This window comes from Draconibacterium sediminis, assembly GCF_000949475.1.
Taxonomy (GTDB): domain Bacteria; phylum Bacteroidota; class Bacteroidia; order Bacteroidales; family Prolixibacteraceae; genus Draconibacterium; species Draconibacterium sediminis.
Map to the genome: position 1 here is coordinate 257,005 of NZ_JRHC01000003.1, position 26,128 is coordinate 283,132.

A 26,128-nucleotide genomic window follows, 5' to 3' on the forward strand; every position below is an offset into this window, starting at 1 on the left:
TGTTGATGTAAAACGCAAATCAGGATAGTAAAGTTTTAATGTCTGCTAATTTTTAACCCAGTATGGAAAGATATTTTGGAATGGGGGAGGAAATGGTTTAAAACGAAAAAAGGATGCCATCTATCTATTATAGTAATGAATAGAGATGGCATCCTTTTTTTATAACTGCAATTTCGCAGTTTATCAATTAGTCTTCAAATGTCATGGAGTAGGGGAAACTAGTAGTTTCCGTTCCACGCGTTTTATTTGGCTGGCTGGCCATGTCAAAAACAATCTCTCCGCCATTTTGAATGGTAGCGTGTTTCAGGAAGTTTTTATTGTACGATTCGCCGTTCAGCACCACATCGTTTACATAAACGTTTTCCTTTGAGTTGTTCGTTGCATCGATTACAAACTCATTTCCGTTTTCAAGTGTAAGTGTAATTTTGTTGAACAGTGGAGATCCCAGCACGTACTCGTCGGTTCCAGGACAAACAGGATAGAATCCCATTGAACTGAAAACATACCATGCCGAAGTCTGGCCATTGTCTTCGTCGCCACAATAACCATCAGCCTGGTACGAGTACAATTTTGTCAGCACTTCACGAACATGCGCCTGTGTTTTCCAGGGTTGATCGGAATAATTGTACAGGTATATCATGTGCTGAATTGGCTGGTTACCGTGCGCATAGTTACCCATTCCGGCAATCTGCATTTCACGAATTTCGTGAATAGTACCACCATAATATGAATCGTCGAAAATAGGTGGAACAACAAATACCGAGTCGAGCATAGCCACAAAATCATCGTTTCCGCCCATCAGTTGTTTCAGGCCTTCAATGTCCTGAAAAACGCTCCAGGTATAGTGCCAGCTGTTTCCTTCGGTAAAAGCATCGCCCCATTTGTACGGGCTGAATGGCGACTGGAAAGTACCATCTTCGTTTTTACCGCGCATAAGTTTGCTTTCGGCATCGAAAACATTGTGGAAATTTCGGGCACGTTGTTTAAACAGGTCAATCTCTTCCTGTGGTTTTCCCAGTTCCTGCGCCAGTTTCCAAATGCAGTAATCGGCGTAAGCATATTCCAGCGTACGGGCAGTATTTTCGTTAATGCCAACGTTGTAAGGCACATAACCCAGCTCGTTGTAATAATCTGCTCCATAACGGCCAACAGAATGAATCTGCTCCATATATCCGTTGGTGTTTTTAATCATGGCTTCGTACAAAGTTTCAATGTCGTAACCACGAATTCCTTTCAGGTACGAATCGGCAATCAATGATGCCGAGTTAGAGCCGATCATACATCCACGGTGACCCGGACTTGCCCATTCCGGCAGCCAGCCACTTTCTTTGTAAGTATTAACAAGCCCTTCCATTATCTGACTGTTCAGATCAGGATACATTAACGTAAAGAATGGGAATACCGCGCGGAAAGTGTCCCAGAAACCATTGTCGGTAAACATATATCCCGGTAATACTTCGCCGTTGTACGGACTGTAGTGTACGATATTATTGTCGGCATCAAATTCGTAAAATTTACGCGGGAAAAGCAATGTGCGGTACAGGCAAGAGTAAAAGGTTTTTTGTTCGGCTTCGCTGCCGCCTTCAACTTTAATCCGGCCCAGTTCTTTTTCCCAGATCTGCTCGCCTTCAGCTTTAATTGTTTCAAACGATTTGTCGCCAATCTCTCTGCTCAGGTTCAATTCAGCTTGTTCGGCACTGATAAATGATGAGGCCAGTTTTACATTTACTTCTTCACCTTTTTTGGTTTTAAAACCAACGATACCACCTACGTGAAAACTTTGGGCTTCGTCAGTTTCCTGCAAATTATCGTCTTTCCAGGTTTTTACCACCTCAAAATCCTTATCGAAAACGGCAACAAAATAATTCTTGAAATTGGCAGGTACGCCGCCATGATTGTTCTGGCAGTAACCAACAATTTTACGTTCTTCAGGAATTATCTTCACCATCGATCCGCCATCGAATGCATCCAAAAGAATGTACGAATTGTCATTTTCAGGAAAAGTGAAACGGAACGACACAGCGCGGTCGGTTGGTGTAAACTCGGTGGTTACATCGTAATCGGCCAGGTACACTTTGTAGTAGTGCGGTTGGGCCACTTCGGCTTTGTGCGAAAACCACGAGGCACGTTCAGCGCCTTTAAATTTCAATTCGCCGGTAACCGGCATCAGCGAGAATGCTGCGTAATCATTAATCCACGGACTTGGCTGATGTGTTTGTTTAAATCCCTGGATTTTGTACGAATCGTACGTATAACCCCAGCCGTCGCCCATGCGTCCGGTTTGTGGTGTCCAGAAATTCATTCCCCACGGCCTTGCAATGGCAGGGTAGGTGTTTCCGTTTGATAGTTTAAATTCCGAATCGGTACCCATTAACGGGTTTACCATGTCAACCAGTTTTGTGGGCGTCGTTGTTGGTTGCGTGCTGACTTTTGAAGTGCAGCTAAATAGAATTGCGCCAAGGCAAAACAATAAAAAATACTTCATGTAGTGAGTTTATTAAGTTGTTGTATAGGTATAAAACAGGCGCAAAAATATAATTATTTTGTTCAAACCTGCTATTCATAGCCCGATTTAGGACGGCTGCCTGCAGCTTGACCAAATTCTTTATTAGGTTCTGCAGCCATGTTAAATTCCAGCACTCCACCATTAACAACATCAGTGTGTGTGATATAGCTTTTTGTATAAGGTTCGCCATTCAGTGTAACCGAATCGATATAAATATTTGTCTTATTCAGGTTTTTAGCTTTTACCTCAAATGTTTTCTCGCCCGGTAATTCAATGGTAGCCGATTCAAACAGCGGACTGCCAAAAACATGAACACCATTGGCCGGATTAACCGGGTAAAATCCCATTGACGAGAACACATACCACGCCGACATTTGTCCGCAGTCTTCGTTTCCGCAAAGTCCGTCGGGTTGGTCGGTATACATTTCATTCATAATGAAATTTACTTTTTCGGCCGTTTTCCATTGCTGACCTGCAAACGCGTACATATAAGGGATGTGGTGCCCCGGTTCGTTTCCGTGCGCATACATACCAATCAATCCCGAAATGTCGCTTGATGCGCCTTCGTTTAAGGTTTCTTCGGTTGTAAAAAGCTCATCCAGTTTTTCTGTAAAAGCAGTTTCGCTTTCGAAAAGATTGATCAATCCGTTAATATCGTGCGGAACCAGCCAGGTGTATTGCCAGGCATTTCCTTCGCAAAAATCGTCGGCACGGTGTTCCGAGTGAACCGGGTTAAAAGGAGTACGCCAGCTGTCATCGGCAATTCTACCTCGCATAAAACCGGTTTCCTTATTGAAATAGTTCTCGTAATATTTTGCTCGTTTGGAAAATAATTCAAAGTCTTCAGTTTTTCCCAGTTTTTTTGCCATAGCCGCCACACACCAGTCGTCAATGGCATATTCCAGCGCCATTGCAACCGATTCAACTGTTGAATCAGCCGGAATGTAACCTTTTTCTTTTATAAAGTTCAGTCCGCGCTCATCCATCAGCATGGTTGATTTTACGGCTTTAAAAGCTTTTTCTGCATCAAAACCGGTATATCCTTTTAGTAAAGCATCGGCAATTACCGGAATAGCGTGGTTGCCCACCATTGTGTTGGTTTCGTTGCCGTGCAGGTGCCACACCGGAAGTTTGCCCTGCTGATCGTAAATTGCAAGCATTGTATTTACCATATCGTCAACACGATCCTGATGCACCAGCGTAAACAGCGGATGGGCTGCGCGGTAGGTATCCCACAACGAAAAAGTGGTGTAGGTATCGTAACCCGGGTCGGTGTAGTTTTTACCATCGGCACCGCGGTAATCGCCGTTAACATCATCGAACAACGATGGTGCTATCATTGTGTGATACAATGCGGTGTAAAAGGTAGTTTTTGTTGATGGATCAGTATTTCCAATTTTTATTTTGCCCAACTCGGTATTCCATTTGGTGCGGGCTTGTGCTTTTGTGGCTTCAAAATCCCACTGCGCCAATTCGGCGTTTAGGTTGTTTTTTGCACCATCGGTGCTAACCGGAGAAATTGCAGTTTTTACGAGTAATTCACCGTTACCTTCAAATTCAATTTCAACGGTGCTAATTCCTTTGTCGTTTTGTCGCAGTATTTCGAGAGTTTTAATGGGTTTCGAAAATTCGGTATGGAAATAAATTTTTTGGTCTGCTGCCCATCCTTTTGAATAGCGAAATCCGCTAATGCTATTGTCGCCTTCCTGTTGAAGATCGGCTTTGGTAAGTGCATCCCAGCCTGTTCCGTAAGCGAGGTCGATAATTAATTTCGAATTGCCCGAAGCGTTAAAGTTGTATCGGTGAAAACCTACACGTTCGGTGGTTGTTAGTTCAGCCTGAACGTTGTATTTATTGATATTAATGGAGTAATATCCGGGGCTGACCTGTTCGTCGTCGTGCGTGTAAAGGGCACTCCACGGATAGGCTTCGTTTGATGCCTGCTCGTAATTGAAATCATCTGAAACGGGCATAAATAGCAAATCGCCAAGATCGCCAATACCTGTTCCACTCAAGTGTGTATGCGCAAATCCGATCAGTACCGAATCGGAATAATGATAGCCTGAGCACCAGTCCCAGGTTTCCTGTGCATTGTTTGGCCCAAGCTGAACGGCACCAAAAGGAACGTTTGCCCCTACAAAAACATGTCCGTGGTAATCGCTGCCGATATACGGATCTACATAAGCTGAAAAATCTTCAGGTTTTGGTGCCTGCGAGCACGATAGTAAGATGAACGCAAAAAATGCGTTTACAATTAAAATTATACGGTTCATTTTGTTGAATTAGGTATGCAATTAAAAAACACGGAAAAATATCAGTATAATCCCGATGCCGCAAAATTAATTAAATTTTGAAACGTGGGGGTGAATCTTGTCATGTAACGAGATGGTTCGCAAGCTAAATTCTTATAGCTCCGGAAAACGATCCGGTTCCACTTCGTGCATCATTTTATCAACATTTCAGAAATTTCAGCAAGAAGGTCTCATGCATCAATGATGTTTATGTTTAATAACATTATTCATAAACTTCAAGATAATAGGTCGATTTTATGAAATGTTTCTTTTTTTCGTAAACTTTGTTAGCATAATTAGTCTAATCTTAAAAACCAAAACTTTAAACTTATGAAGTCTTTACTATTGTTGCCCTTGTTTCTTCTAATCATTTTATCAGCTAATTGTAACGAGAAAAAAGTCAAGTTTGGAAAGATCGATAAAGAAGATCTGGAAATGACCGTTTATGAAAAAGATACCACGGCTGTGGCAGTTGTTTTATATGAGTATGGTGACAGTGAAATAGAGTACAATCAGGCTGTAGGTTGGAGACTGGTATTTTCAGTACACCGGCGAATTAAAATTTTAAAAAAGGAGGGTGTTGAATATGCTGATTTCCAGATTGGACTGAGCAAAGATGGCATGTATGAAGAGGAGGTAAATGGATTAAAGGCCATCACTTTTAATCTGGAAGGTGGAAAAATTGAAAAGACTGAGTTGAGTAATAAAGATGTCCATCTGGATGATGTAAATAAATATTACAAACAGGAAACTTTTTCCATGCCAAACGTAAAGGTTGGTTCGGTTATCGACTTAAAATACTCCATAGATTGTAAGGCCTTTGTTCGAAATATGCGGCCCTGGATGTTTCAACACAGTATTCCTACTGTTTACAGCGAGTACCTGGTGAAAGTTCCCGAATATTTCAGATACAGAAAGTTTACTCTAGGTTTCGAAAACTATGCGGCATTTGAAGAAGATTCGTATCCCGTATCCCAGGTGATAACCTATAAAACACGTTCCGCAGCTGATTTTCAGACTCCCGGGCACATCAATAGCACACAGTATGACCAAAGTACACTGGCTTTTTCCAATAACAGATACCACTGGATTGCAGAGGATATGCCTGCTTTCGAAAAAGAAGCATATATTTCAACAGTAGATAATTATATCCAACAGGTTCAATTTGAATTACAATCTGTTCAGTTTCCGGGTGAAAAGCTCCATACCTATTCCGAGTCGTGGGAGTCGATCAATAAAAACTTAAAAGAAGATGAAGATTTCGGTAAGATTGTATTTGGAAATGCAAACTTTCTGGGAGATGAAACCAATAAACTACTATCGGGAATAGCAGACGATATGGAGAAAGTTGCTATTCTGTATAACCACGTACGCTCTAACTATAAATTTACAGGCAGAAATTCGATATATTCAAAAGGACTTCGTAAAACTGTTTCAGATAAGAATGGAAATGTTGCCGATATTAATTTCCTTTTGTCTGCCTATTTAAGAAACGCCGGATTCTCAGTAAAGCCAATGGTATTAAGTACACGGTCAAATGGAATGTTCTTATATCCAACGGTTACTTCATTTAACTATGTGGTATTGGTTGCCGAGATAGATGGTAAACCGTTACTATTAGATGCAGCTGACAAAGATTGCACACTAAATGAGTTGCCTTACCAGTGTCTTAATGGTAATGGTTTAATTGTTGGCGGTGCAGAACCGGAGTGGGTAAATCTTTACAAGCTGGGAAATGCCAATTCTCAATTTGTATCAACAATTCAAGTAGCGGAGGATGGTAAATTGTCAGGTTCGGTATCTATAGCAAGAATGGGTTATGCAGCTCAGGCATTCAGAACTGAAGTTGGAGAGTTTACGAATGTGGAAAAGTATATTGAAGATTTTGCTGACAGCAATCTTGACTGGGATATTGAAGAGCACGAGGTTGATGGGGTGAACGAACTCAGAAATCGCATAACCGAGAAATTGGAAGTTAGTCTTACTAATAAGAGCATATCTGCAGGTGACATGATTTATATTACTCCTTTAATTGCCAATGCAACCGACGAGAATCCTTTTAAGCTGGCAGAGCGAAAATATCCGGTTGATTTTGGATTTAACTTTAAGGAAAGTGAAATGGTAGTATTCAATTTACCCGAAGGTTATGTTGTTGAAGAGATGCCCGAAACATTTAAAGCAATATTGCCCGGATCGAAAGCATCTTATTTGTTTTCAGTTCAGAAAATTAATGATAAGCAGTTACAGGTAATTTCCAACTTAGCGGTAAATCAGCCGGTATTTCAGGCCGAGGATTATGCAGCCTTAAAAGAGTTATTTAATCATATTATCGAAAAACAGAGTCAGCAGATTGTTCTGAAGAAGATTTAATGATTGCTATTGGGCTTAAATATTGAATTTAAATTACCGCTTTTCGGGGGCTTCAATCTGTTCTGTTAATTAATTCGAAAACTAATGAGCTTAAAACACAACTTATTAATACTGATTATTCTATGGTCGGGTTTTTCTCTCCATGCAAAAGAATCTTTCTATCCGGTTTCAGATATAAATCCGATTTTGTTGCTGAATTCAAACGCCGTAGTTCGCGAGAGCAAAATCTTACTTGAGATTTACTCTACAAAGAAAGTGAGTTATAAAGTTAAGGAGGTTATAACTGTGTTGAACGAAAACGGAGAAAGCGAAGGGGTACTCTATATTCCGTATGACTCAAATAGAACTGTGAACATTAAAGAGGCAGTGGTTTATGATAAAAATGGATCGTTTGTAAAGAAGTTTAAAAACACTGAAATCTACGATCAGCGTTATTTCGATGGATTTTCTTTGTATAGCGATGCACGATTTAAACGAATAACTCCAAATGTCAGTACTTATCCTTACACTGTGATGTACGAGTATACGATAGATTTTAACGGGGTTGTAGACTATTACGATTGGACACCCATTGATGGCTATTATAAATCAATCGAGCGGACCAGCTATTCGATAAGGTTGCACGATGATATGCAAGTTCGGATTCGGGAAAATAATATTGAATCGATAGAAAAAAATGAAGAGGTAGATGACGATGTTCAGTATTCGTGGCAACTAAAGAATCAACTTGCCATTGAAAGAGAACCTTATGCAATTCCGATTTATGAGCATGTTCCGACTATTAGTATTGCTCCAACAGAATTCTCCTATTTTGGAACGGATGGTGATTTATCGACCTGGGAAAGTTACGGACAGTGGATATGGGAATTGATAGAAGATAAAACAACATTGCCCGAAGAACGAATACTTTTTCTGAAAGAGCTTGTAAAAGGAGAAGATAATACTTTGGATAAAGTGAAAGCGATTTATAAATACCTGCAGGAAGAAACGCGTTATGTAAGTGTTCAGTTGGGCATAGGCGGTTTTGAACCCCTTTCAGCTGAAAAAGTTGATGAGGTGAAGTATGGTGATTGTAAAGCCCTGGTAAATTATATGCGTGCAATGTTGGAGGCGGTTGGAATAATTTCGTATTATACCCTGGTTAATGCCGGTCGTACGGCAGAGAAAATTGTACCTGACTTTCCGTCGCAGGATTTCAATCATGTTATTTTGTGCGTTCCGCTTGAATCGGATACGGTATTTCTTGAGTGTACCAGCCAGTTTTCTCCCTTCGGCTTTTTAGGAAGTTTTACTGCTGATCGTATGGTGCTGCTGGTCGATAAAGATAACAGTCGTTTAATCCACACCCCAAAATTCAATACAAACGACAACCTGTGGAAATCGTCCGTTTCGATTGTATTAGATCTACAGGGAAATGCTGTTGTAAATGATACCGTTGTTTATAGCGGTTTACAATATGAGTTTATTGAAGATCAGTTAAGAAAAACAACCGAAGAACAGATTGAAGATGAATTAAAAGAAGGAGACATTACCGGAGCCGTGTACAAAAATATCGTATATCGTTCCAATCAATCTGAAGTTCCTTCAGCCACACGTATCAGGGAAATAGATGTTGCCAGATTCGCTGCCAAAATGGGTGATCGTTTTTTTATGCCTGTTAATATCATAAATCAGTCATCATCTACTCCAAGGCGGGAGAAGAACAGAACATATCCTTTTCGTATGAACCTGTCATATCGCGATATCGACAAGGTTGAGATTCAGCTACCCGAAGGATACGAAATAGAATATCTTCCGGGAGGAACCACTATTACATCTGACTTTGGAAGTTATCAGTATTCTTTAGAAGCTGATGGGCGTACGATCTCTTATGTTCGGAAAAATGAGATCAATGCCGGTACTTTTCAGCCCGAAAAATATGCTGCTTTTGTAGAATATATGAAAAATATATACGATGCCGATAACCAGAAAATCATTCTGAAAAAACTATAGCTCCGGAAAACGATCAGGTTCCACTTCGTTCATCATTTCATATACATTTTTGAAAAGCAACTCTACGTTTGGTTTTGAGAAATATTCACCATCGATACCATAGGCAGGGCGGTGTTCCTGTGCCGAAAGTGTTCGTGGTGCGGTGTCTAAATAATCGAACGCTTTTTGTTCTTCGATAACTTTTTGCATCATATAAGCCGTTCCTCCACCAGGCACATCTTCGTCCATAAAAATAACTTTTCCTGTTTTTTTGATGGATTCCAGAATGATATGATTTACATCAAAAGGCATCAGAGTTTGCACATCGATTACCTCGATGGAAATACCTTTAAAATCCTGCAACAGTTTGGCTGCTTTCACTGCATGGTGTACGTTCCAGGCATAAGTAACAACGGTTACGTCTGTTCCTTCCTGCATAATTTCAGGTACGCCAAGTGGAATTTTGTATTCGCCATGGTTGGCCGGAAGTTTTTCCTTAACGTTATAACCTTTTAGTGGCTCAATAACCAGCGCCGGGTCGTTACCTTCCAACAACGTATTGTAAAAACCTGCTGCTTGTGTCAGGTTGCGGGGAACACAAAGGTACATGCCACGCATCGATCCCAAAAGCATTTGCATAGGCGATCCGGCATGCCAGATTCCCTGTAACTGATGACCACGCGTACGCACGATCAACGGTGCTGCCTGACGGCCTTTGGTGCGGTATTGCAAAGTGGCCAAATCGTCGCTTAACTGCGACTGTGCATAAATCAGGTAATCGAGGTATTGAATCTCTGCAATCGGGCGGAAACCACGCATGGCCAAACCAATTCCCTGTCCGATGATCGTTGCTTCACGGATACCGGCATCGTCAACACGTACTTTGCCGTATTTCTCCTGCATACCCTTCATCCCCTGGTTTACATCGCCCAGTTTTCCGGTGTCTTCGCCAAAAGTTACAAGGTTGGGGTATTTGCTAAACAGGGCATCAAAGTTTTTATTTACAACCACCGAGCCGTTTACTTCGTTAGAATTTTCATCGTATTCTACTGCCACTTCTTTTACATTTATGGCAGCGTCAGCACCGGTGCGGTATAATTCTCCATTATAAAAACCGGCTGTGCGTTCTTCAAAACGACTGATCCATTCTTTCAAAATGTCGCGTTCATCTTCCAGCTCCGGCATGGTATGAAGCTCAAGCTTTAGTCTTTTTGCAAAACTAAGATGCGATCTCCGGGTTGGGAAAATTTTATCGGTTACTTTTTCAAAGCGTCGTAAACTCTGCAATTCACTGCGCTTATCTATTCTTTTCAGAATTTTGATCAACTCAGTTCTCTCATTCTGGTATCCTTCGGTATAATTGTTCCATGCTTTTTTGCGGGCTTCTTTAGCTCGTTTTTGTGCTGATTTTTCAATCTCATCCAACATATCTTCGTCAGCAACTCCTGATTCGAGCATCCATTTGCGCATTTGGTTAACACCGTCGTATTCTTTTTCCCACTCCAGGCGTTCTTTTGTTTTGTATCGTTCGTGTGAGCCCGAAGTGGAGTGCCCTTGCGGTTGCGTAACTTCATTGATATGAAAAACCACCGGTGTTTGATTTTTTCGGCAATTGTCGATTCCTTCCTTGAATGTTTTTACCAAATCAGGATAACTCCAGCCCTTGCATTTATAAATGTCAACACCATTGCTGCCTTTTTCTTTGGCAAAACCTTTTAGTGCTTCCGAAATGCTCGATTTTGTTGTTTGCAGCTCAATGGGTACGCTAATTCCGAAACCATCATCGTAAACTGCAATGGCAAGCGGCACCTGCAGTACGCCGGCTGCGTTTATGGTTTCAAAGAAAATTCCTTCGCTTGTGCTGGCATCTCCAATACTGCCAAACGCTACTTCGTTGCCGGTAACATTGTTGTTTAGCTGCTTTTTTAATTCGGGTTGTTGCCGAACCATTTTACTGGCTTGTGCCAAACCCAGCAAACGTGGCATCTGACCTCCTGTTGATGAAATGTCGGAAGCTGAATTATACTGATCAGCAAGATCTTTTATTTCTCCCGAATCACTAATATTTCTTGTGCTAAAGTGATTGTTGAAATTCCGACCTCCGGTAGAGGGATTTATTTCATCATCGGTATCGCCGTAAATCATGGCAAAAAACTCTTCCGGTTTCAGCAATCCAAGTGCCAGCATAAAGGTCTGATCGCGGTAATAACCCGAGCGCCAGTCGCCTTTTTTGAAATTCTTGGCGTAAGCAATCTGGGCAATTTCTTTTCCATCGCCAAAAATACCAAAGTGCGCACGTCCGTTATGCACCTCGCGGCGCCCCATTATACTTAATTCGCGACTTAATCGCGCAATGTAGTAATCCTGAAGTGCTTCTTTTGCAGATATTTGGTTCTTTGTTGCCGGTTTTTCCTTTTCTAAATACATAAACGATTCTTGTTAATCAGTCGCAAATAAAACGAATATAAGTCAGAAATGTTTAGCTAAGGTGCTAATTTAGAATGCACTAAAAGGTGCATGGAATTAGGGATTTTTGTATAACAGGACTAAAAAGTATCTATTTGAAAATGAAACCAATGTGTGAATTTATTTTTGCATATTTTTATATGAATTGACTTATGATTAAGAATTGAAACTTAATCTTGATTCACTTCATTTCCTGAAAAAGGATGTCGCGGTATTCTTGTCAGATTCTATTCTAAACACGCCATAAGAGTAACATACACAATTATTGTAACTCAAATTATTCTTATTTCTCCAATGTTTTTTGTTTCTAATTTTAAAGGTTGATGAGGTTTGCATTATATTGCGAAAATAAGAACGAAAAACATTGCATTCACATAGGTTAAACCGACAATTTATGTGTCTTGCTAAATAGAGAAATTAATTAAACCACATATCATGTTGAAAAATCTCAGTTTACTACTTTTATTTGTATTAGTGTGTTCGTCCGTTTTTTCTCAGGACGTAAAAGAATGGGAAGATCCCGCGGTTTTTAATATTAATCGTACCGATCCGCATGCCAGCTTTTTCCCTTTTGAAAGTGAAAGATTGGCGTGGGACAATAATAAGAATGAGTCGGCATATTTTCTGTCGTTAAATGGCATTTGGAAATTTAATATTGCCACCAATCCTGAAGGCCGGCCTGTTGATTTTTACAAAACCGATTATGATGTAAGTAACTGGGCCGATATAAAAGTACCGGCAAACTGGGAACGCCAGGGCTTTGATACTGCCATTTACGTAAATACAAGGTATCCGTTTTGGATGATTGCAAACGAACGCCCAAATCCGCCACATATTCCATCTGCTTACAATCCGGTTGGAAGTTACCGACGTAATTTTACTATTCCTGAAAATTGGGAGGATCGACAGATCTCCATACACTTTGGAGCTGTAAAATCGGCGTTTTACATTTGGGTAAATGGCGAAAAAGTTGGGTATAGCGAAGGATCAAAAACTCCGGCCGAATTCGATTTAACAGAATTCATAAAACCTGGAGAAAATACGCTGGCCCTTGAAGTGTATCGCTGGAGTACCGGGAGTTACCTCGAATGCCAGGATTTTTGGAGAATTAGCGGTATTGAGCGCGACGTTTATTTACAGGCCACACCAAAAGTACATGTGCGCGACTTTTTTGTACTTGCCGGCCTGGACGAGAATTATAAAAACGGATCTTTTTCACTGGATGTAGAAGTGGAAAACTATACCGCAGCCAATGCCGGAGATTATACGGTTGAAGCAAGTGTTTTAACCCTGGATAAAAATCAAAAAATAATTGACCTCTCCGAAACTTCATCCGTAGGAGAAGAGCCGACAATGTTTCAGTTTAGCGCCAATGTTGACAATCCAAAAAAATGGTCGGCAGAGCAACCCAACTTGTATAAACTGATGATTGTTTTAAAGGATGCTGAGGGAAATACCGTTGAAGCACTTTCGCAAAACATTGGTTTTCGCACTGCTGAAATTAAAAACGGCCAGTTTATGGTGAACGGAAAAGCGGTGTATGTTAAAGGAGTTAACCGTCACGAGCACGATCCGGATGAGGGACATGTAATCAGCCGCGAAATGATGTTAAAAGATATTCAGCTGATGAAGGAATTTAACATCAATACAGTGCGTACCTGTCACTATCCTGATGATCCGGAGTTTTATGCGCTTTGTGATTTGTACGGATTGTATGTAATTGATGAAGCGAACATTGAATCGCACGGAATGGGTTATGGCGAAGAAAGTTTGGCCAAACACGCCGAGTGGGGGCCAATGCATTTGGATCGTACACGACGGATGGTGGAACGCGATAAAAACCACGCTTGTATTGTTACCTGGTCGTTAGGAAACGAAGCCGGCGACGGAATCAACTTTGTTGCCACTTATAATTGGATTAAGGAACGCGATAAAAGTCGTCCGGTGCAATATGAACGTGCCGGGCTGGAAGCTCATACCGATATTTTCTGTCCCATGTACATGAGCATTGAAGGCATTATCAATTATGCAAAAGGAAATCCTGATCGCCCCTTAATCGAATGCGAATACGCACATGCGATGGGTAACAGTTGCGGTGGTTTGCAGGATTACTGGGATGCCATTGAAATGTACCCGGCGTTGCAGGGCGGTTGCATCTGGGATTGGGTTGACCAGGGATTGCGCGAAGTGGATGAGAAAGGAAGAATGTATTACACATATGGCGGCGATTACGGAACCAACAAACCCAGCGACAACAGTTTTTGTATGAACGGCTTGGTAAATCCTGATCGTTTGCCAAATCCGCAATTGTGGGAAACCAAAAAGGTATACCAGAATATTTCGATAACAGCCGACGATTTAACAGCCGGTAAATTTACAATCCGAAACAAGTACTTTTTTACCAACCTGAACGAGTTTAACCTGGTATGGACGGTAAAAAATGCAGAAGGTATTGTTGCCCACGGTATGGTATCTGAATTAAATGTAGAACCACTGGCTGAAAAAGCTTTTAGCGTTTCGTTACCCGAATTGCCACAACCCAAAGCCGGACAAAGTTATGTGCTGAAATTTTCGCTGCTTACCAAAAATAGAAAAGGTTTGGTAAAAGCCGGGCACGAACAAGCATGGGAAGAGTTTGTATTGCCAACACAATCCGCTACTTATGTTGCCGTTGAAAACAAAGGTGAAATCTCAGTTCAGCAAAACGATACAGAATATGTTGTTTTGGGTGAAAACTACCAGTTAAAAATCGATGCTGAATCAGGTATCATTTCATCGTACATTTTCAACGGAAAAGAAATGATGAAACAGGGGCCACGATTAAACTTTTTCCGTCCGCCAACAGAAAACGATATTCGCGACCGCAACGGTTACCGGGTTTGGGAAAAAGCCGGGTTGGACCAACTAGAGCAAACCGCTCAAAAACCTGAACTTAAAAATCAGGCCGATGGAAGTCTGCTACTGATTTTCCCTGTTACTTTAAAAAGCACTTCTTCCGAATTTTCTGCGGTAATGCAGTATCATATTTTTGGCGACGGAACTTTTAATGTTTCAAGCGAAGTTAATTTGCCGGAGTCGATCGCTGCCGTTGCAAAAGTGGGTTTGCAAATGAAAATGAAACGTTCGTACAACGAAGTTAGCTGGTATGGTTTGGGAGGTGTTTCTACATATCCCGACCGTAAGAGCGGCGGCAGATTCGATTTTTATTCAACTACTGCCGAGCAGCTTTACGATCATAACATTGTTATTCCGCAGGATAATTGCAATCAATCGGATGTACGCTGGGCTTCGGTTTCGAATAGGGAAGGAAACGGATTTTTGTTGAGTGGTTCAACCGAAATGAATTTCAGCGCTTATCCGTATGACGATGCAGAAATGACAAAAGCACGACACCTTAACGAGTTGGATGAAGCCGATTTTGTGACGGTTAATTTCGACGCATTGGTTACCGGTTTGGGAACGGCCACTTGCGGCCCCGGAATTTTACCTCAGTATGTGGCAACAAATGGCATTTACCGTTTCGATGTTACTTATTCTCCGGTGCAACTTCAGCAAAAAAACATCTTTGAATATGCCAGCGAAAAATACCCGGTTGCCGAACTTTTATTGGCTCAGGCTCCGGTTTTGGAACAAAACGATAACGGTGTAATTTCACTGAGCAGTGCTGAAAATGCTGATCTTTTTTATTCGGTGAATGATGGGAAATTTAAAGCCTACAAAAAACCATTCGAACTGAAAAAAGGAGGCAAAGTAGCTGTTTATGCGAAAGTTAAAGGGAAGATGAACAGCAACCATGTGATCCAGTATTTTGAAATGAGTAAAAAGAAGTGGACTGCCACAGCCGATTGCAGTTACAAAGGAAACGAACCACAAATGGCCATCGATAACAATCCGGAAACAATCTGGCACTCGGATTGGAGCGATGAAAAACTGGTGCAGCCACACTTTTTGCAAGTGGATATGGGAGAAACGCTGGAGTTAAAAGGATTTAGTTATTTGCCGCGACAAGATCAGTGGAACGGACGAATTGCTGTGTATAATTTTGAAGTGAGTGTTGATGGAAAAACCTGGGAAACAGCCGTTGAAAATGGTCGTTTTGGTTATTCCGACGATCGTCAGGAGAAAATGTTCGACAAAACCTACAAAGTGCGCTATATACGAATTACAACCTTGCGCGAAATCCAACGTAGTTTTTACAGCTCAATTGCTGAAATCGGAGTGATTTTATAATTGAATAATACGACTTAGGAAAAGTAGTCCTTTTCAAAAAGTCTTATAAAATATGTAGTGGATCCGATCCAAATAGTTATTAACTAAACCGGATCGGATCCTTATTTTTTGTAGCTTAGAGAATGGATAAGCTGTATTTATTTACGGATGGAAGTGTACATGTTCAATCAAAAATTGGATATGGTGCCTGCCTGCTTCTTACTGAAAAGGACCTGGCGGCTGAGCGCTTAGAACAGCTTGTTCGAACCAAACGTTTTGAGAATACCTCATCTGCCAAACTCGAATTACAAACTTTACTTTGGGTTTTATCAGAATTGCCACAGGATGGTCAGCAAATATCTATTTATACCGATTCGCAGAATATTACGCAGCTTGTGGAACGTCGCCGCCGATTGGAAGATAAAGATTTTTGTTCAAAAAGCGGGAAACCGCTGAAAAATGCCGACTTGTATAAACAGTTTTACAAAGTGGTTGATGCTTTAAACTGCGAGATGGTTAAAGTTCAGGGGCACCGGCCATCGCGTTTAAAAAATGAAATTGAGCGCGTCTTTACAATCGTCGACAAAGCTTCCAGAAAAGCCTTGCGAAGTGAAACTAGCCGGCTTAAATCTTCGTGATCTTAATTAACAGTTTCATTACGATTTAAGTGGAATAAGTTTTTTAACTTTGCCGTACTTCATTTATTGAGAGAACATATCGAAAGCGCTTCATTCGGAGCTAAATAGTGCACAGGCAAAACTTCTGCTTGTGGCATTTCTTATTATTCAAATCATTCAAACATTTTAAATTGTAAGAAAATGAAACTCAATAAATTGATAACTAACACCCAAAAACCAAACCTCTACGAACCGGGAACCGCAGTTATGTGGACCGATGAACACATCTCGAAACAACTTTTGCAAGTACATCTGAACAAAAATGTTGATTTGGCAAGTCGCAAACCGGAAACCATTAAAAATACAGTGGAATGGATTTTGGAAAAGTCAGGTGGAGAAAAACTGAATTTTCTTGATTTGGGTTGTGGCCCCGGTTTATATTCAACAATGCTGGCTGAAAAATGCCATTCTGTTACCGGCGTTGATTTCTCGGAAAATTCAATCGATTACGCAAAGAATAAGGCGGAAGAAGATGGATTGAATATTAATTACACACGGGCAAACTATTTGGAGTTGGAACTCCCTGGTCAAAACTTCGATCTGGTTCTGTTGATTTATACCGATTTGGGTGTTTTGCTGCCCGAAGACAGAACGAAGTTGCTTGGTTTTATTCATGGAGTTTTAAAACCGGGAGGCACCTTTATTTTCGATGTATTAAACGATAAGGACCTGCCTAAAAAAGTAGCACCAAAAAACTGGGAAGTAGCAGATGCGGGTTTTTGGAAACCGGAGCCTTATCTTGCGCTTTCTGAGTCGTTTTTATATGAGGAGGAGAAGGTAATATTATATCAGCATCAGGTAGTAAATGAGAATGAAAAAGTTGATGTTTACCGGTTCTGGACACACTTTTTTGCACATTCAGACCTGACAAAACTGTTGGCTGAAAACGAATGGGAGAACGTTGAATTTTACGAAGATGTTTTGCCGGGTGGTGATCTGTTTAGCGGAGAGCATGTAACTTTTACGGTTGCCCGCAAAAAGAAATAGAAAAAGAAACGGGCACGAACTGAAATCGTGCCCGTTAAATATTTTACTCTACAATAATTTCATCAACAAATAGCCAGGCCGGTTCGCCGGCACCTGCATGACCCTTCGGACATTCACCGAGGTTTTTAACCGTTACGCGCAAATAGCGGGCTAAAGCCTTTTTGTTTACCACAAGTTCTTGAATCTGACGCTCACCATCAGAAATGCTCACTTTGTTTTTTACAGAGCCGATCTTTTTAAAGGTCTTTCCATCGTTAGAACCTTCAACAATCATTTGCGATGGATAAAAAATCCATGCGCCAATATTCTGCAGAACTCCAACTTTAACGGCACTAAATTCTGTTTCTTTTCCCAAATCAACAGTTCCAACAAAGTCATTGCCAACAAATCCTTTCCAATTTCCATCAGCGTGGTTCCTGGTCCCTTTTATACCGTTCACCAACGCATATTCTCCGGTTGATTCATAGCTTTTGCTGTTCGGAAACTTCTGATCTACTTTACAGGCAATAGCTTTGTGGATAAAAAAGTCGGTGGCTAGCGGCTCAGTTTTTAATTCACCATCCTGAATCACTACGGCTTTAACCGTTCCTGATTTACTAATTGAAAACGGTTGGGTGTATTTTTTTGAATTGGCCGTCGGTTTTGATCCGTCGGTTGTGTAATAAATAGTTGGATCATAAGCTTCGGTGCTTAATTCAATTTTTATCGATTTGTTTGCCGGATCCAGTTCCGGTTTTGCAGAAACCTGAAATGCACTGGTTGCATAGTTGATTCCCAGTTTGTCGAATCGTTTGTACTGGCTTTCCATTCTTTTCGAGAAATCACCCCAGTCTTTCGCATCTTTCGGCGACCATAACACTTCTGAGAGTGCACTCATTCGTGGCATAATCATGTATTCAACATGGCGGCCGTTGGGCATGTATTCTGTCCAGATATTGGCCTGCGCTCCGATAATATGTTTGGCTTCGTCGATGCTCAACTCTGCAGGAACAGGTTCGTAATTATATACTTTTTTCAAAGTGATATTTCCGCCAAAAGCTTTTGGTTCCAGCGAAGGATCGCCCTGGTAATAATCGAAGTAACAGTGCGAGGTTGGCGACATTACCACATCGTGACCGGCTTTGGCAGCCCGTATTCCGGGATCGGAACCACGCCACGACATAATGGTTGCCGTCGGATCAAGTCCGCCTTCCAGAATTTCGTCCCAGCCAATCAACTGACGGCCGTTTTTATTCAGAAACTTCTCAATTCGTTTGATAAAATAAGCTTGTAATTCATGCTCGTCTTTTAAACCTTCGTCGGTCATTCGTTTCTGGCAGAGCTCACATTTTTCCCATTCGGTTTTTGTGGCTTCGTCGCCACCAATATGGATGTATGTTGACAGGAAAAGTTCCATAACTTCTGTCAGTACATCTTCCAAAAAGTTAAATGTTTCTTCTTTTCCTGCACAGAAAATATGCGTGATCGGCCAAACTCCGCCCGGAGGAACCGGTTTGTATTCTCCGGTGCACGAAAACTCAGGATAAGCTGCTAACGCCGACATAACGTGTGCGGGCATTTCAATTTCAGGAATTACCGTAACATGTTTTTTTCGCGCGTATTCAACAATGGCTTTCACATCTTCCTGCGAGTAAAAGCCGCCATATTTTGGTTCGTTTTCTTTTACCGGTTCTTTTCGTGAGTTCCAATCCAGGTCTTCACGGTCGGCACGCCAGGCACCAACGTCTGTAAGTTTTGGATATTTTTTTATTTCAATACGCCAACCCTGATCATCCACCAAATGCCAGTGGAAAACATTCATTTTGTTCAGCGCGATGTAGTCGATGTATTTGTAAATAAACTCAACGGGCATAAAGTGCCGCGACACATCAAGATGCAAACCACGCCAGCCAAAACGAGGATAATCGGTAATATCCATGCAGGGCAGGGTAGTGCCATCGTTTACCGTTAACAGTTGCCAAATGCTATGCATGCCATAAAATAGACCTGCTGTTGTGTTGGCATTTAAAAATACCCGGTCGTTTTGTATAGAAAGTGTGTAACCTTCGTTGCCGATTTTTGTATCGAGTGGATTGTTGAGCTGGATAAGAATATTGCCTTCTTTCGGAGCTGTTGGTGCAACAAACTCAGGAGTGTTACCTGTCGCGCTTTTTAGAAGATCTTTTGCCAGATCGGAGAATTCTTTTTCCGTTTCGTCAGAGGCATTAAAAAGAACTTTTGTGTTGTCGGTAATTTTAAAGACGCCCTCTTTTTTTACCACCGAAACCGGCTTTGGTACGATGTCGGCAGATTGGGCAAAAATCCCCAAACTGATTGTCATGACGACGAATAAAATGATAGCCTTCTGCATTGTTCGTTAAATTACTGATGTTGCTAATTAAAATATCGGCTCGATTGTAAAACTGTACTGGTAATCTTTTGCCGGAATCTGATACTGCTGCATGGGCTGTGCTCCCCACGAATTATCACCGGCAACACCCATTTGTATCAGGTCGGTGCAAATAAATACACCGTCTTTTTTCACAATGTCGTTGGAGTGGCGGTAGTCGTTCCTGTCTTCCATGTCAAAATCTTCAATCGGATTATGCAGGGTAGAGAATCCAATTACCGGATCGCCCGATATTTTTAAGCCCAAGCCGTTTTCGTTTCTCAACTCGAACCAGCGAGCATCGGTTTTGTAGCCATTCTCCTGTGGACGTACGTATTGAAAATACTGGTCAGCCACCTTGCTTTCGTAAATACCCACAAAAGCACTGTGGTTACGGTCGATATAATTCTCGTGTGGCCCGCGACCAAAATATTTCAGGTTGTCGAAATTCACCGGCATTTCCCAACGCATACCAATTCTCGGAATATTGGGGAGCTCGGTATTCGACGTTTCAAAACTACTGGTAACCTCAATTTTCCCTTTTCCATCAATTACCTGAACTACCGATTGTGTCGCATCAATCTTATCAAAATTGTATTTTGTTGTTAGGTAAATTTTGTTGTTATCAGTTTGAACGGCTGTAACACTTTCGGGTTTTAAATTTCTTGAAACTTCGCGCCAAACGCCCAATCGACCTAGCATGTTGCTGCCTTTGTCGTTGTCGTTGGCTGGTCGCCAGAAATTCACCTCCGGACCTTTTTGAATCAATTCAGTTCCATTCATTTTATACGATGAAATTGTACCTGTTTCTTTGTCAAAGTTAATAACGAATTGTGGTCCATGAACTGTAAAATTCTTATTAGTCTCTTCCAGTTTTAATTCCGCTGAAGTTGTTTGTTCTTTAGTTGCACTTACCATTTCTATATTAACAGGAAACTGTGCGTGCGCCACTTCAAATCCGGCTTTGCGGAATGGTTTATCTTCCTTAAGTTTTACCGAAAAATCGATGAAGAATTCATGAGGTTCCGGATCGGTAAAGTCAATCTTTATTTCCGGATTTATCTTTACGTCTGTTGATTCGCCCGGTTTAAGGTTAACGTTTTCCAAAATACCCGAGCTGTAATATTCTCCATCGCGGGTGCATGTCCAGCTGATTTCGTAATCGCTCAGATCAACAAAATCAAACATATTGGTAATTCGGTACCCTTTGTCAAGTTGTTCGAATTTTACGTTCTGGTAGGCGTATTTTACTTCCCACATGGCAGGATGCGGCGTGTAATCGGCCGATATAATTCCGTTGCAAACAAAATTATAGTCGGTTGGCATGTTTTCGCCATAATCGCCACCGTAAGCCCAGAACTCAGTGCCATCGTCCGCTTTTTTTACCAGCGCCTGATCGATCCAGTCCCAAATATAACCGCCCTGCAACTGGTCGTTTCTGTCGCGGTTAAATACTGCCCATAAATCAACCAGGTTGCCGTTGCTGTTTCCCATGGCATGCGAATATTCACTTGAAATAAAAGGTTTGGTCTGGTGTTTCGATCCGTAATTCTCCAGTGCTCGTACGCTCGGGTATTGCGGGCAAAAAATATCGGTATTATCACCCATAATAGCACGCTCGTAATGCACCGGACGCGATGGATCGCGTTCTTTTATGGATTTGTAAACGGCAGAGAAAACTTCACCATCGCCGGCTTCATTTCCCATCGACCAAACAATTACTGATGGATGGTTTTTATCACGCTCAACCATTCGCATATTCCGGTCGACATGTGCCGGTGTCCATTCCGGTTTTTTGGCCAGCGAATGTTCTCCGTAGTACATTCCGTGCGATTCGATATTGGCTTCGTTGGTCACATATAAACCGTATTTGTCGCACAGATCGTAAAAACGTTCGTCGTTGGGGTAGTGGCTGGTACGCACCGCATTAATGTTGAACTGTTTCATCAAAGCAATTTCCTTTATCATCGCCTCTTCGCTTACCACATGCCCATTGTATTGTTCGTGCTCATGTCGGTTAACCCCTTTAATAGTAACCGGAACACCATTTACATGAAATACTGCATCAATAATCTCAATCTTGCGGAAACCAATATTTGAACTTACCGCTTCAATAGTATTGCCGTTGTCGTCAATCAAACTAATTATTAGCTGATATAAATTTGGCGTTTCGGCAGTCCATTTTCTTACATCTTTTATTTGTTCTTCCGAAAAATGAACAGTAGCATTTTCATTTCGGTTAATTTTAACTTCCTGTTCACGGCTCAATAGCGCTGAGCCGCTTTCGTCATAAATACTGTATTTAACGGTGTAGTCGCCCGATCTTAGTTTCGAAGTGTGATTGCTCAAATCAACATCCAGACTAAATACTCCGTTTGTGTATTCGACATCCAGATCAGGTTTTGCAAAAAAGTCGCGGATGCGAACTTTCGGAGTAGAATAGAGATACACATCGCGTTCGATACCGCTTATACGCCAAAAATCCTGAGCTTCAAGGTACGAGCCGTCAGACCAGCGGTAAACTTCGGCTGCCACAATATTTTCGCCTTCTTTTAGATAAGGAGTAATGTCCCACTCGGCCGGCGTTTTACTTCCTTGTGAGTAGCCCACTTTTTCGCCGTTAATCCATAAATAAAAAGCTGATTTTACTGCTCCAAACTGTATAAAAACCTGGCGGCCATTCCAGTTTTCAGGTATGGTAAAAGTTCTGCGGTAAGAGCCTACCGGGTTGTAATCGTGTGGAACTTTGCCCGGTTCGGCCGGATAAATGTCATCCACAAATTTCATTTCCGGCGACACCGGCTTTTTGTAGTCTGAAAACTCATATTGATGATTTACGTATATCGGTACGCCATAGCCTTCCAGTTCCCAGTTTGCCGGAACGGGAATATCGTTCCAATCAGAAACATCATATTCCGGTTTGTAAAAATTTACCGGTCGGTCGGAAGGTTTTCTCACCCAGTTAAATTTCCAGGTGCCGCTCAATGTCTTATAGTATTCCGATTGATGTGGTTTTTGTGTTAAGGCATCATCAACCGAGCCAAATGGCATAAGGCTGGCATGCGGTTTTTCTTTGTTGATGTTGAAAACGGCCGGATTTTCCCAATCTGCTGGTTGATCTTGTGCAGATAGTAATATCGAAAAGAAAATGAGGGTAAGAAGGACAGTGAAATGTTTCATAGATTTGAAAAATATTTAAAAGTATTATTGATTTAAGTTAATAAATTACAAAGATACACTTTTTTAAGCGTATATATCGGGTTCGGTTTTCAGAAAATATACAACTGTTAAGAATGTGTGTGTTGTTTTAGAAATATCTGAACATTGATGATAAAAGTTAATAAGGATTAAGTGGTTAAAAAACAGTGTTGTAGGTGTGACGTTGCTTAGCGTGGAATGATTTTAAAGAACAGTAAATATTTGTTAGATTTAAAATATAATTCTACTTTCGTGCACGTACACGGAAAACGATTTTTGAAAAAATAAATACTAGACTTGTATCATGCAATTTGGAAAATATAGTTTTGGAGTGGGCGACCGCTTCAACCACGAAGGACAGGCACAACTCCGTGCCTTAATTAAAGCGAATAAAAAAGGTATTGAAGTAACTCCTGTTTGGAATAAATCAAATCGCGAACACGATATTGTGCATTCCGAGCCATCGGGCACACGAATTGAAGCCGATGAGGCCGTAAAAGCACTGGCCTGGGAAAATCCCTATTTTGTTGATGCCGATCATATCAATCTTGGAAACGTAGATCGTTTTATCGAGCCAAGCAACTTTTTTACCCTCGACGTAGCTATGTATATTGGTACCGAGGCATCGGTTGAAGATGTGGCTGCTTTTAAAGAAACCTGCAAGTTGCTTGGAGATGAGGTAACTATACCGGGGATAGAGGAACCGATTGAAATTACCAGAGGATTGCTGGAAAAGGTAGCCTCGAAATACCTGGCTGCTGTTAAAGAAGCAGGAAAAATTTACCGACACATTGAGGCGGTGAAAGGCAAAGGCAACTTTGTTACCGAAGTATCGATGGACGAAGTAGAGGCTCCGCAGACTCCGGTTGACATGTTTTTCATATTAAAAATGATTGCCAACGAAAATATTCCGGCACAAACCATTGCCCCGAAATTTACCGGCCGTTTTAATAAAGGTGTTGACTATGTGGGTGATGCCGAACAGTTTGCCAAAGAGTTTGAGCAGGATGTGCTGGTAATTGATTTCGCGGTAAAAGAATTTGGATTACCGGCTGATCTGAAACTTAGCGTGCACTCGGGATCTGATAAATTTACGATTTACCCGATAATGGCCGATATCATTAAAAAGTACGATAAGGGAATTCACGTAAAAACTGCCGGAACAACCTGGCTGGAAGAAGTGATCGGATTAGCTATCTCGGGCGACGAAGGTTTGGCTGCAGCGAAAGAAATTTATACAAAAGCGCTGGATCGGAAAGACGAACTTTGTGCTCCGTACGCAGATGTTATTGATATTGATGACTCAAAACTTCCATCAGCGGAAGAGGTTGCCGGCTGGACGGGCGAAAAATTCGGAAACACCTTGCGTCATATTCCCGGACATGCGGATTATAATGCAAACTTCCGTCAGTTAATTCATGTAGGATATAAAGTTGCTGCCGAAATGGGAGAGCGCTACACGGGATTGTTAGAAAAATATGCTGATGTTGTTGGTGCTTGTGTAGAGGAAAATATCTACGACCGACATTTAAAAAGATTATTCGACTTATAAAATAACTCCGGACTTCGGTTTTCCGACTTCCGACTTTTTTATTCATTATGAAAGCTTTTATGGACAAAGATTTCCTTTTGCAAACCGATGTTGCAAAGGAATTATATCACAATCATGCGGCCAAAATGCCGATTTTTGATTACCACTGTCATATTAATCCGCAGGAAATTGCTGAGGATAAAGAGTATGAGAACATAACGCAGCTTTGGTTGTATGGCGACCATTACAAATGGCGCGGAATGCGTACCAACGGTGTTGCCGAAAAATACTGCACCGGAAATGCCAGCGATTGGGAGAAGTTTGAAAAGTGGGCCGAAACGGTGCCGCACACTTTGCGCAATCCGCTTTTTCACTGGACACATCTGGAACTAAAAAAATTCTTTGAAATCGATAAAGTTTTGAGTCCGGCAACTGCAAAAGAGATTTGGGAAGAATGTAATGCCAAATTACAAACGCCTGAATATTCATGCCGCGGTATTATAAAAATGGCCAATGTGCATACCATTTGCACTACTGACGATCCGGTGGATTCGTTGGAGTATCACAGAGCCATTAAAGCCGATGGTTTTGAAACCGCTGTACTACCGGCCTGGCGTCCTGATAAGGCGATGGCTGTGGAGAATGCAACTACTTACAATGCTTATTTGAGTGAGCTGGAAGAGGCTGCCAATATTAATATTAACAGCTTTAGCGGTTTAATGGAAGCGCTGGACGATCGTCACGAGTTTTTCCATTTAAATGGTTGTCGTTTAAGCGATCATGGTGTTGAAACAATCCTGGCTGAAGATTACACCGAAGCCGAAATTGAAAAGATCTTCATTAAAGTTCGTAAAGGTGGTGCGCTTACAAAAGAAGAAGTGGTGAAATTCAAGTCGTGCATGTTGTACGAATTTGGAATTATGGACCATTCGCGCGGATGGACGCAACAATTTCATATTGGCGCATTACGCAACAACAATACGCGTTTGTTCAAGAAACTTGGAGCGGACGTGGGATTTGATTCGATTGGCGATTTTGATATTGCACGACCACTATCAAGATTACTGGATCGACTGGATATGGAGAATAAATTATCGAAAACGATATTATATAACCTGAATCCTCGCGACAATGAGTTGATTGCAACAATGATCGGAAACTTCCAGGATGGTTCGGTTCCCGGAAAAATGCAATTTGGTTCGGGCTGGTGGTTCCTCGATCAGAAAGACGGCATGGAAAAACAAATGCAGGCCTTATCGAACCTTGGTTTGTTGAGCCGTTTTGTGGGAATGCTAACCGATTCACGCAGTTACCTGTCGTATACCCGTCACGAATATTTCCGTCGTACCTTGTGTAATTTACTGGGTAACGATGTTGAAAATGGTGAGATTCCATACGATATGGAACTGTTGGGAAGCATGGTTGAAAATATCTGTTTCAATAATGCAAAAGCTTATTTTAATTTTTAGTAAAAACACTTTGATTTTAAGGCGATCATGCAAAATATTTTAATAGAAATGTATCTTTGCAATCGATTGCATTAAAGAATAGACT

General features: G+C 41.4%; 12 protein-coding genes. 7 read left to right on the top strand and 5 right to left on the bottom strand.

Annotated features, from left to right (window positions below; all coding sequences use genetic code 11):
* Positions 1 to 187: 187 nt before the first annotated feature.
* Together LH29_RS13550 and LH29_RS13555 are read right to left on the bottom strand one after the other, a co-directional pair.
* Entirely contained in the window at positions 188 to 2,485 is a 2,298-nt protein-coding gene (locus tag LH29_RS13550; protein WP_045030680.1) for a GH92 family glycosyl hydrolase, read from the bottom strand.
* Positions 2,486 to 2,556: 71 nt separating this feature from the next.
* On the bottom strand, positions 2,557 to 4,779 hold the full coding sequence (locus tag LH29_RS13555; RefSeq protein ID WP_045030682.1) for a GH92 family glycosyl hydrolase: 2,223 nt from the start codon (positions 4,777 to 4,779) through the stop codon (positions 2,557 to 2,559).
* Positions 4,780 to 5,127: 348 nt separating this feature from the next.
* On the opposite strand from LH29_RS13555, the gene LH29_RS13560 reads away from it, so the two are divergent.
* Together LH29_RS13560 and LH29_RS13565 are read left to right on the top strand one after the other, a co-directional pair.
* The gene (locus LH29_RS13560) at positions 5,128 to 7,167 is read left to right on the top strand and encodes a DUF3857 domain-containing protein (protein WP_082063696.1); all 2,040 of its coding nucleotides are present in this window, start codon (positions 5,128 to 5,130) and stop codon (positions 7,165 to 7,167) included.
* Positions 7,168 to 7,251: 84 nt separating this feature from the next.
* Complete coding sequence (locus tag LH29_RS13565; RefSeq protein WP_045030686.1) at positions 7,252 to 9,159, top strand: DUF3857 domain-containing transglutaminase family protein; 1,908 nt, start codon at positions 7,252 to 7,254, stop codon at positions 9,157 to 9,159.
* On the opposite strand, the gene LH29_RS13570 is transcribed toward LH29_RS13565, so the two are convergent.
* Entirely contained in the window at positions 9,154 to 11,565 is a 2,412-nt protein-coding gene (locus LH29_RS13570; protein ID WP_045030688.1) for an alpha-ketoacid dehydrogenase subunit alpha/beta, read from the bottom strand. The two genes, LH29_RS13565 and LH29_RS13570, sit on opposite strands and share 6 nt — an antisense overlap.
* Before the next feature lie 474 nt (positions 11,566 to 12,039).
* Between LH29_RS13570 and LH29_RS13575 the strand changes: the two genes are divergently transcribed.
* The 3 genes from LH29_RS13575 to LH29_RS13585 all read left to right on the top strand — a co-directional run bounded on the left by LH29_RS13575 (position 12,040) and on the right by LH29_RS13585 (position 17,477).
* Positions 12,040 to 15,834, top strand: a complete 3,795-nt coding sequence (locus tag LH29_RS13575) for a glycoside hydrolase family 2 TIM barrel-domain containing protein (RefSeq protein WP_082063698.1) — start codon at positions 12,040 to 12,042, stop codon at positions 15,832 to 15,834.
* Positions 15,835 to 15,956: 122 nt separating this feature from the next.
* Positions 15,957 to 16,451, top strand: coding sequence for a ribonuclease HI (locus LH29_RS13580; RefSeq protein ID WP_045030690.1), 495 nt, complete (start codon positions 15,957 to 15,959; stop codon positions 16,449 to 16,451).
* 180 nt (positions 16,452 to 16,631) lie between these two features.
* Positions 16,632 to 17,477, top strand: a complete 846-nt coding sequence (locus LH29_RS13585) for a class I SAM-dependent methyltransferase (RefSeq protein ID WP_052670929.1) — start codon at positions 16,632 to 16,634, stop codon at positions 17,475 to 17,477.
* Between the two features lie 43 nt (positions 17,478 to 17,520).
* Here LH29_RS13585 and LH29_RS13590 read toward each other — a convergent pair whose 3' ends face one another.
* Both LH29_RS13590 and LH29_RS13595 read right to left on the bottom strand, forming a co-directional pair.
* Positions 17,521 to 19,797, bottom strand: a complete 2,277-nt coding sequence (locus LH29_RS13590) for a glycoside hydrolase family 20 protein (RefSeq protein ID WP_052670932.1) — start codon at positions 19,795 to 19,797, stop codon at positions 17,521 to 17,523.
* A gap of 57 nt (positions 19,798 to 19,854) precedes the next feature.
* Positions 19,855 to 23,025, bottom strand: coding sequence for a glycoside hydrolase family 2 TIM barrel-domain containing protein (locus LH29_RS13595; protein ID WP_045030695.1), 3,171 nt, complete (start codon positions 23,023 to 23,025; stop codon positions 19,855 to 19,857).
* A 322-nt stretch (positions 23,026 to 23,347) separates the two neighbouring features.
* Here LH29_RS13595 and LH29_RS13600 point away from each other — a divergent pair, with 322 nt between their 5' ends.
* Together LH29_RS13600 and uxaC are read left to right on the top strand one after the other, a co-directional pair.
* A complete protein-coding gene (locus LH29_RS13600) occupies positions 23,348 to 24,595 on the top strand; it encodes a tagaturonate epimerase family protein (protein WP_045030697.1) in 1,248 nt (415 codons plus the stop codon).
* Between the two features lie 59 nt (positions 24,596 to 24,654).
* Positions 24,655 to 26,043: a glucuronate isomerase gene (gene uxaC / locus LH29_RS13605; RefSeq protein ID WP_232302844.1), complete on the top strand. Its 1,389-nt coding sequence runs from the start codon at positions 24,655 to 24,657 to the stop codon at positions 26,041 to 26,043.
* Positions 26,044 to 26,128: the final 85 nt, after the last annotated feature.

Bases quoted from the DNA above. Each gene is read 5' to 3' on its own strand.
- LH29_RS13590 (WP_052670932.1), bottom strand. From the start codon at position 19,797: ATGACAATCAGTTTGGGGATTTTTGCCCAATCTGCCGACATCGTACCA.
- LH29_RS13595 (WP_045030695.1), bottom strand. From the start codon at position 23,025: ATGAAACATTTCACTGTCCTTCTTACCCTCATTTTCTTTTCGATATTA.
- LH29_RS13560 (WP_082063696.1), top strand. From the start codon at position 5,128: ATGAAGTCTTTACTATTGTTGCCCTTGTTTCTTCTAATCATTTTATCA.
- LH29_RS13570 (WP_045030688.1), bottom strand. From the start codon at position 11,565: ATGTATTTAGAAAAGGAAAAACCGGCAACAAAGAACCAAATATCTGCA.
- LH29_RS13555 (WP_045030682.1), bottom strand. From the start codon at position 4,779: ATGAACCGTATAATTTTAATTGTAAACGCATTTTTTGCGTTCATCTTA.
- LH29_RS13585 (WP_052670929.1), top strand. From the start codon at position 16,632: ATGAAACTCAATAAATTGATAACTAACACCCAAAAACCAAACCTCTAC.
- LH29_RS13550 (WP_045030680.1), bottom strand. From the start codon at position 2,485: ATGAAGTATTTTTTATTGTTTTGCCTTGGCGCAATTCTATTTAGCTGC.
- LH29_RS13600 (WP_045030697.1), top strand. From the start codon at position 23,348: ATGCAATTTGGAAAATATAGTTTTGGAGTGGGCGACCGCTTCAACCAC.
- LH29_RS13565 (WP_045030686.1), top strand. From the start codon at position 7,252: ATGAGCTTAAAACACAACTTATTAATACTGATTATTCTATGGTCGGGT.
- LH29_RS13575 (WP_082063698.1), top strand. From the start codon at position 12,040: ATGTTGAAAAATCTCAGTTTACTACTTTTATTTGTATTAGTGTGTTCG.
- uxaC (WP_232302844.1), top strand. From the start codon at position 24,655: ATGGACAAAGATTTCCTTTTGCAAACCGATGTTGCAAAGGAATTATAT.
- LH29_RS13580 (WP_045030690.1), top strand. From the start codon at position 15,957: ATGGATAAGCTGTATTTATTTACGGATGGAAGTGTACATGTTCAATCA.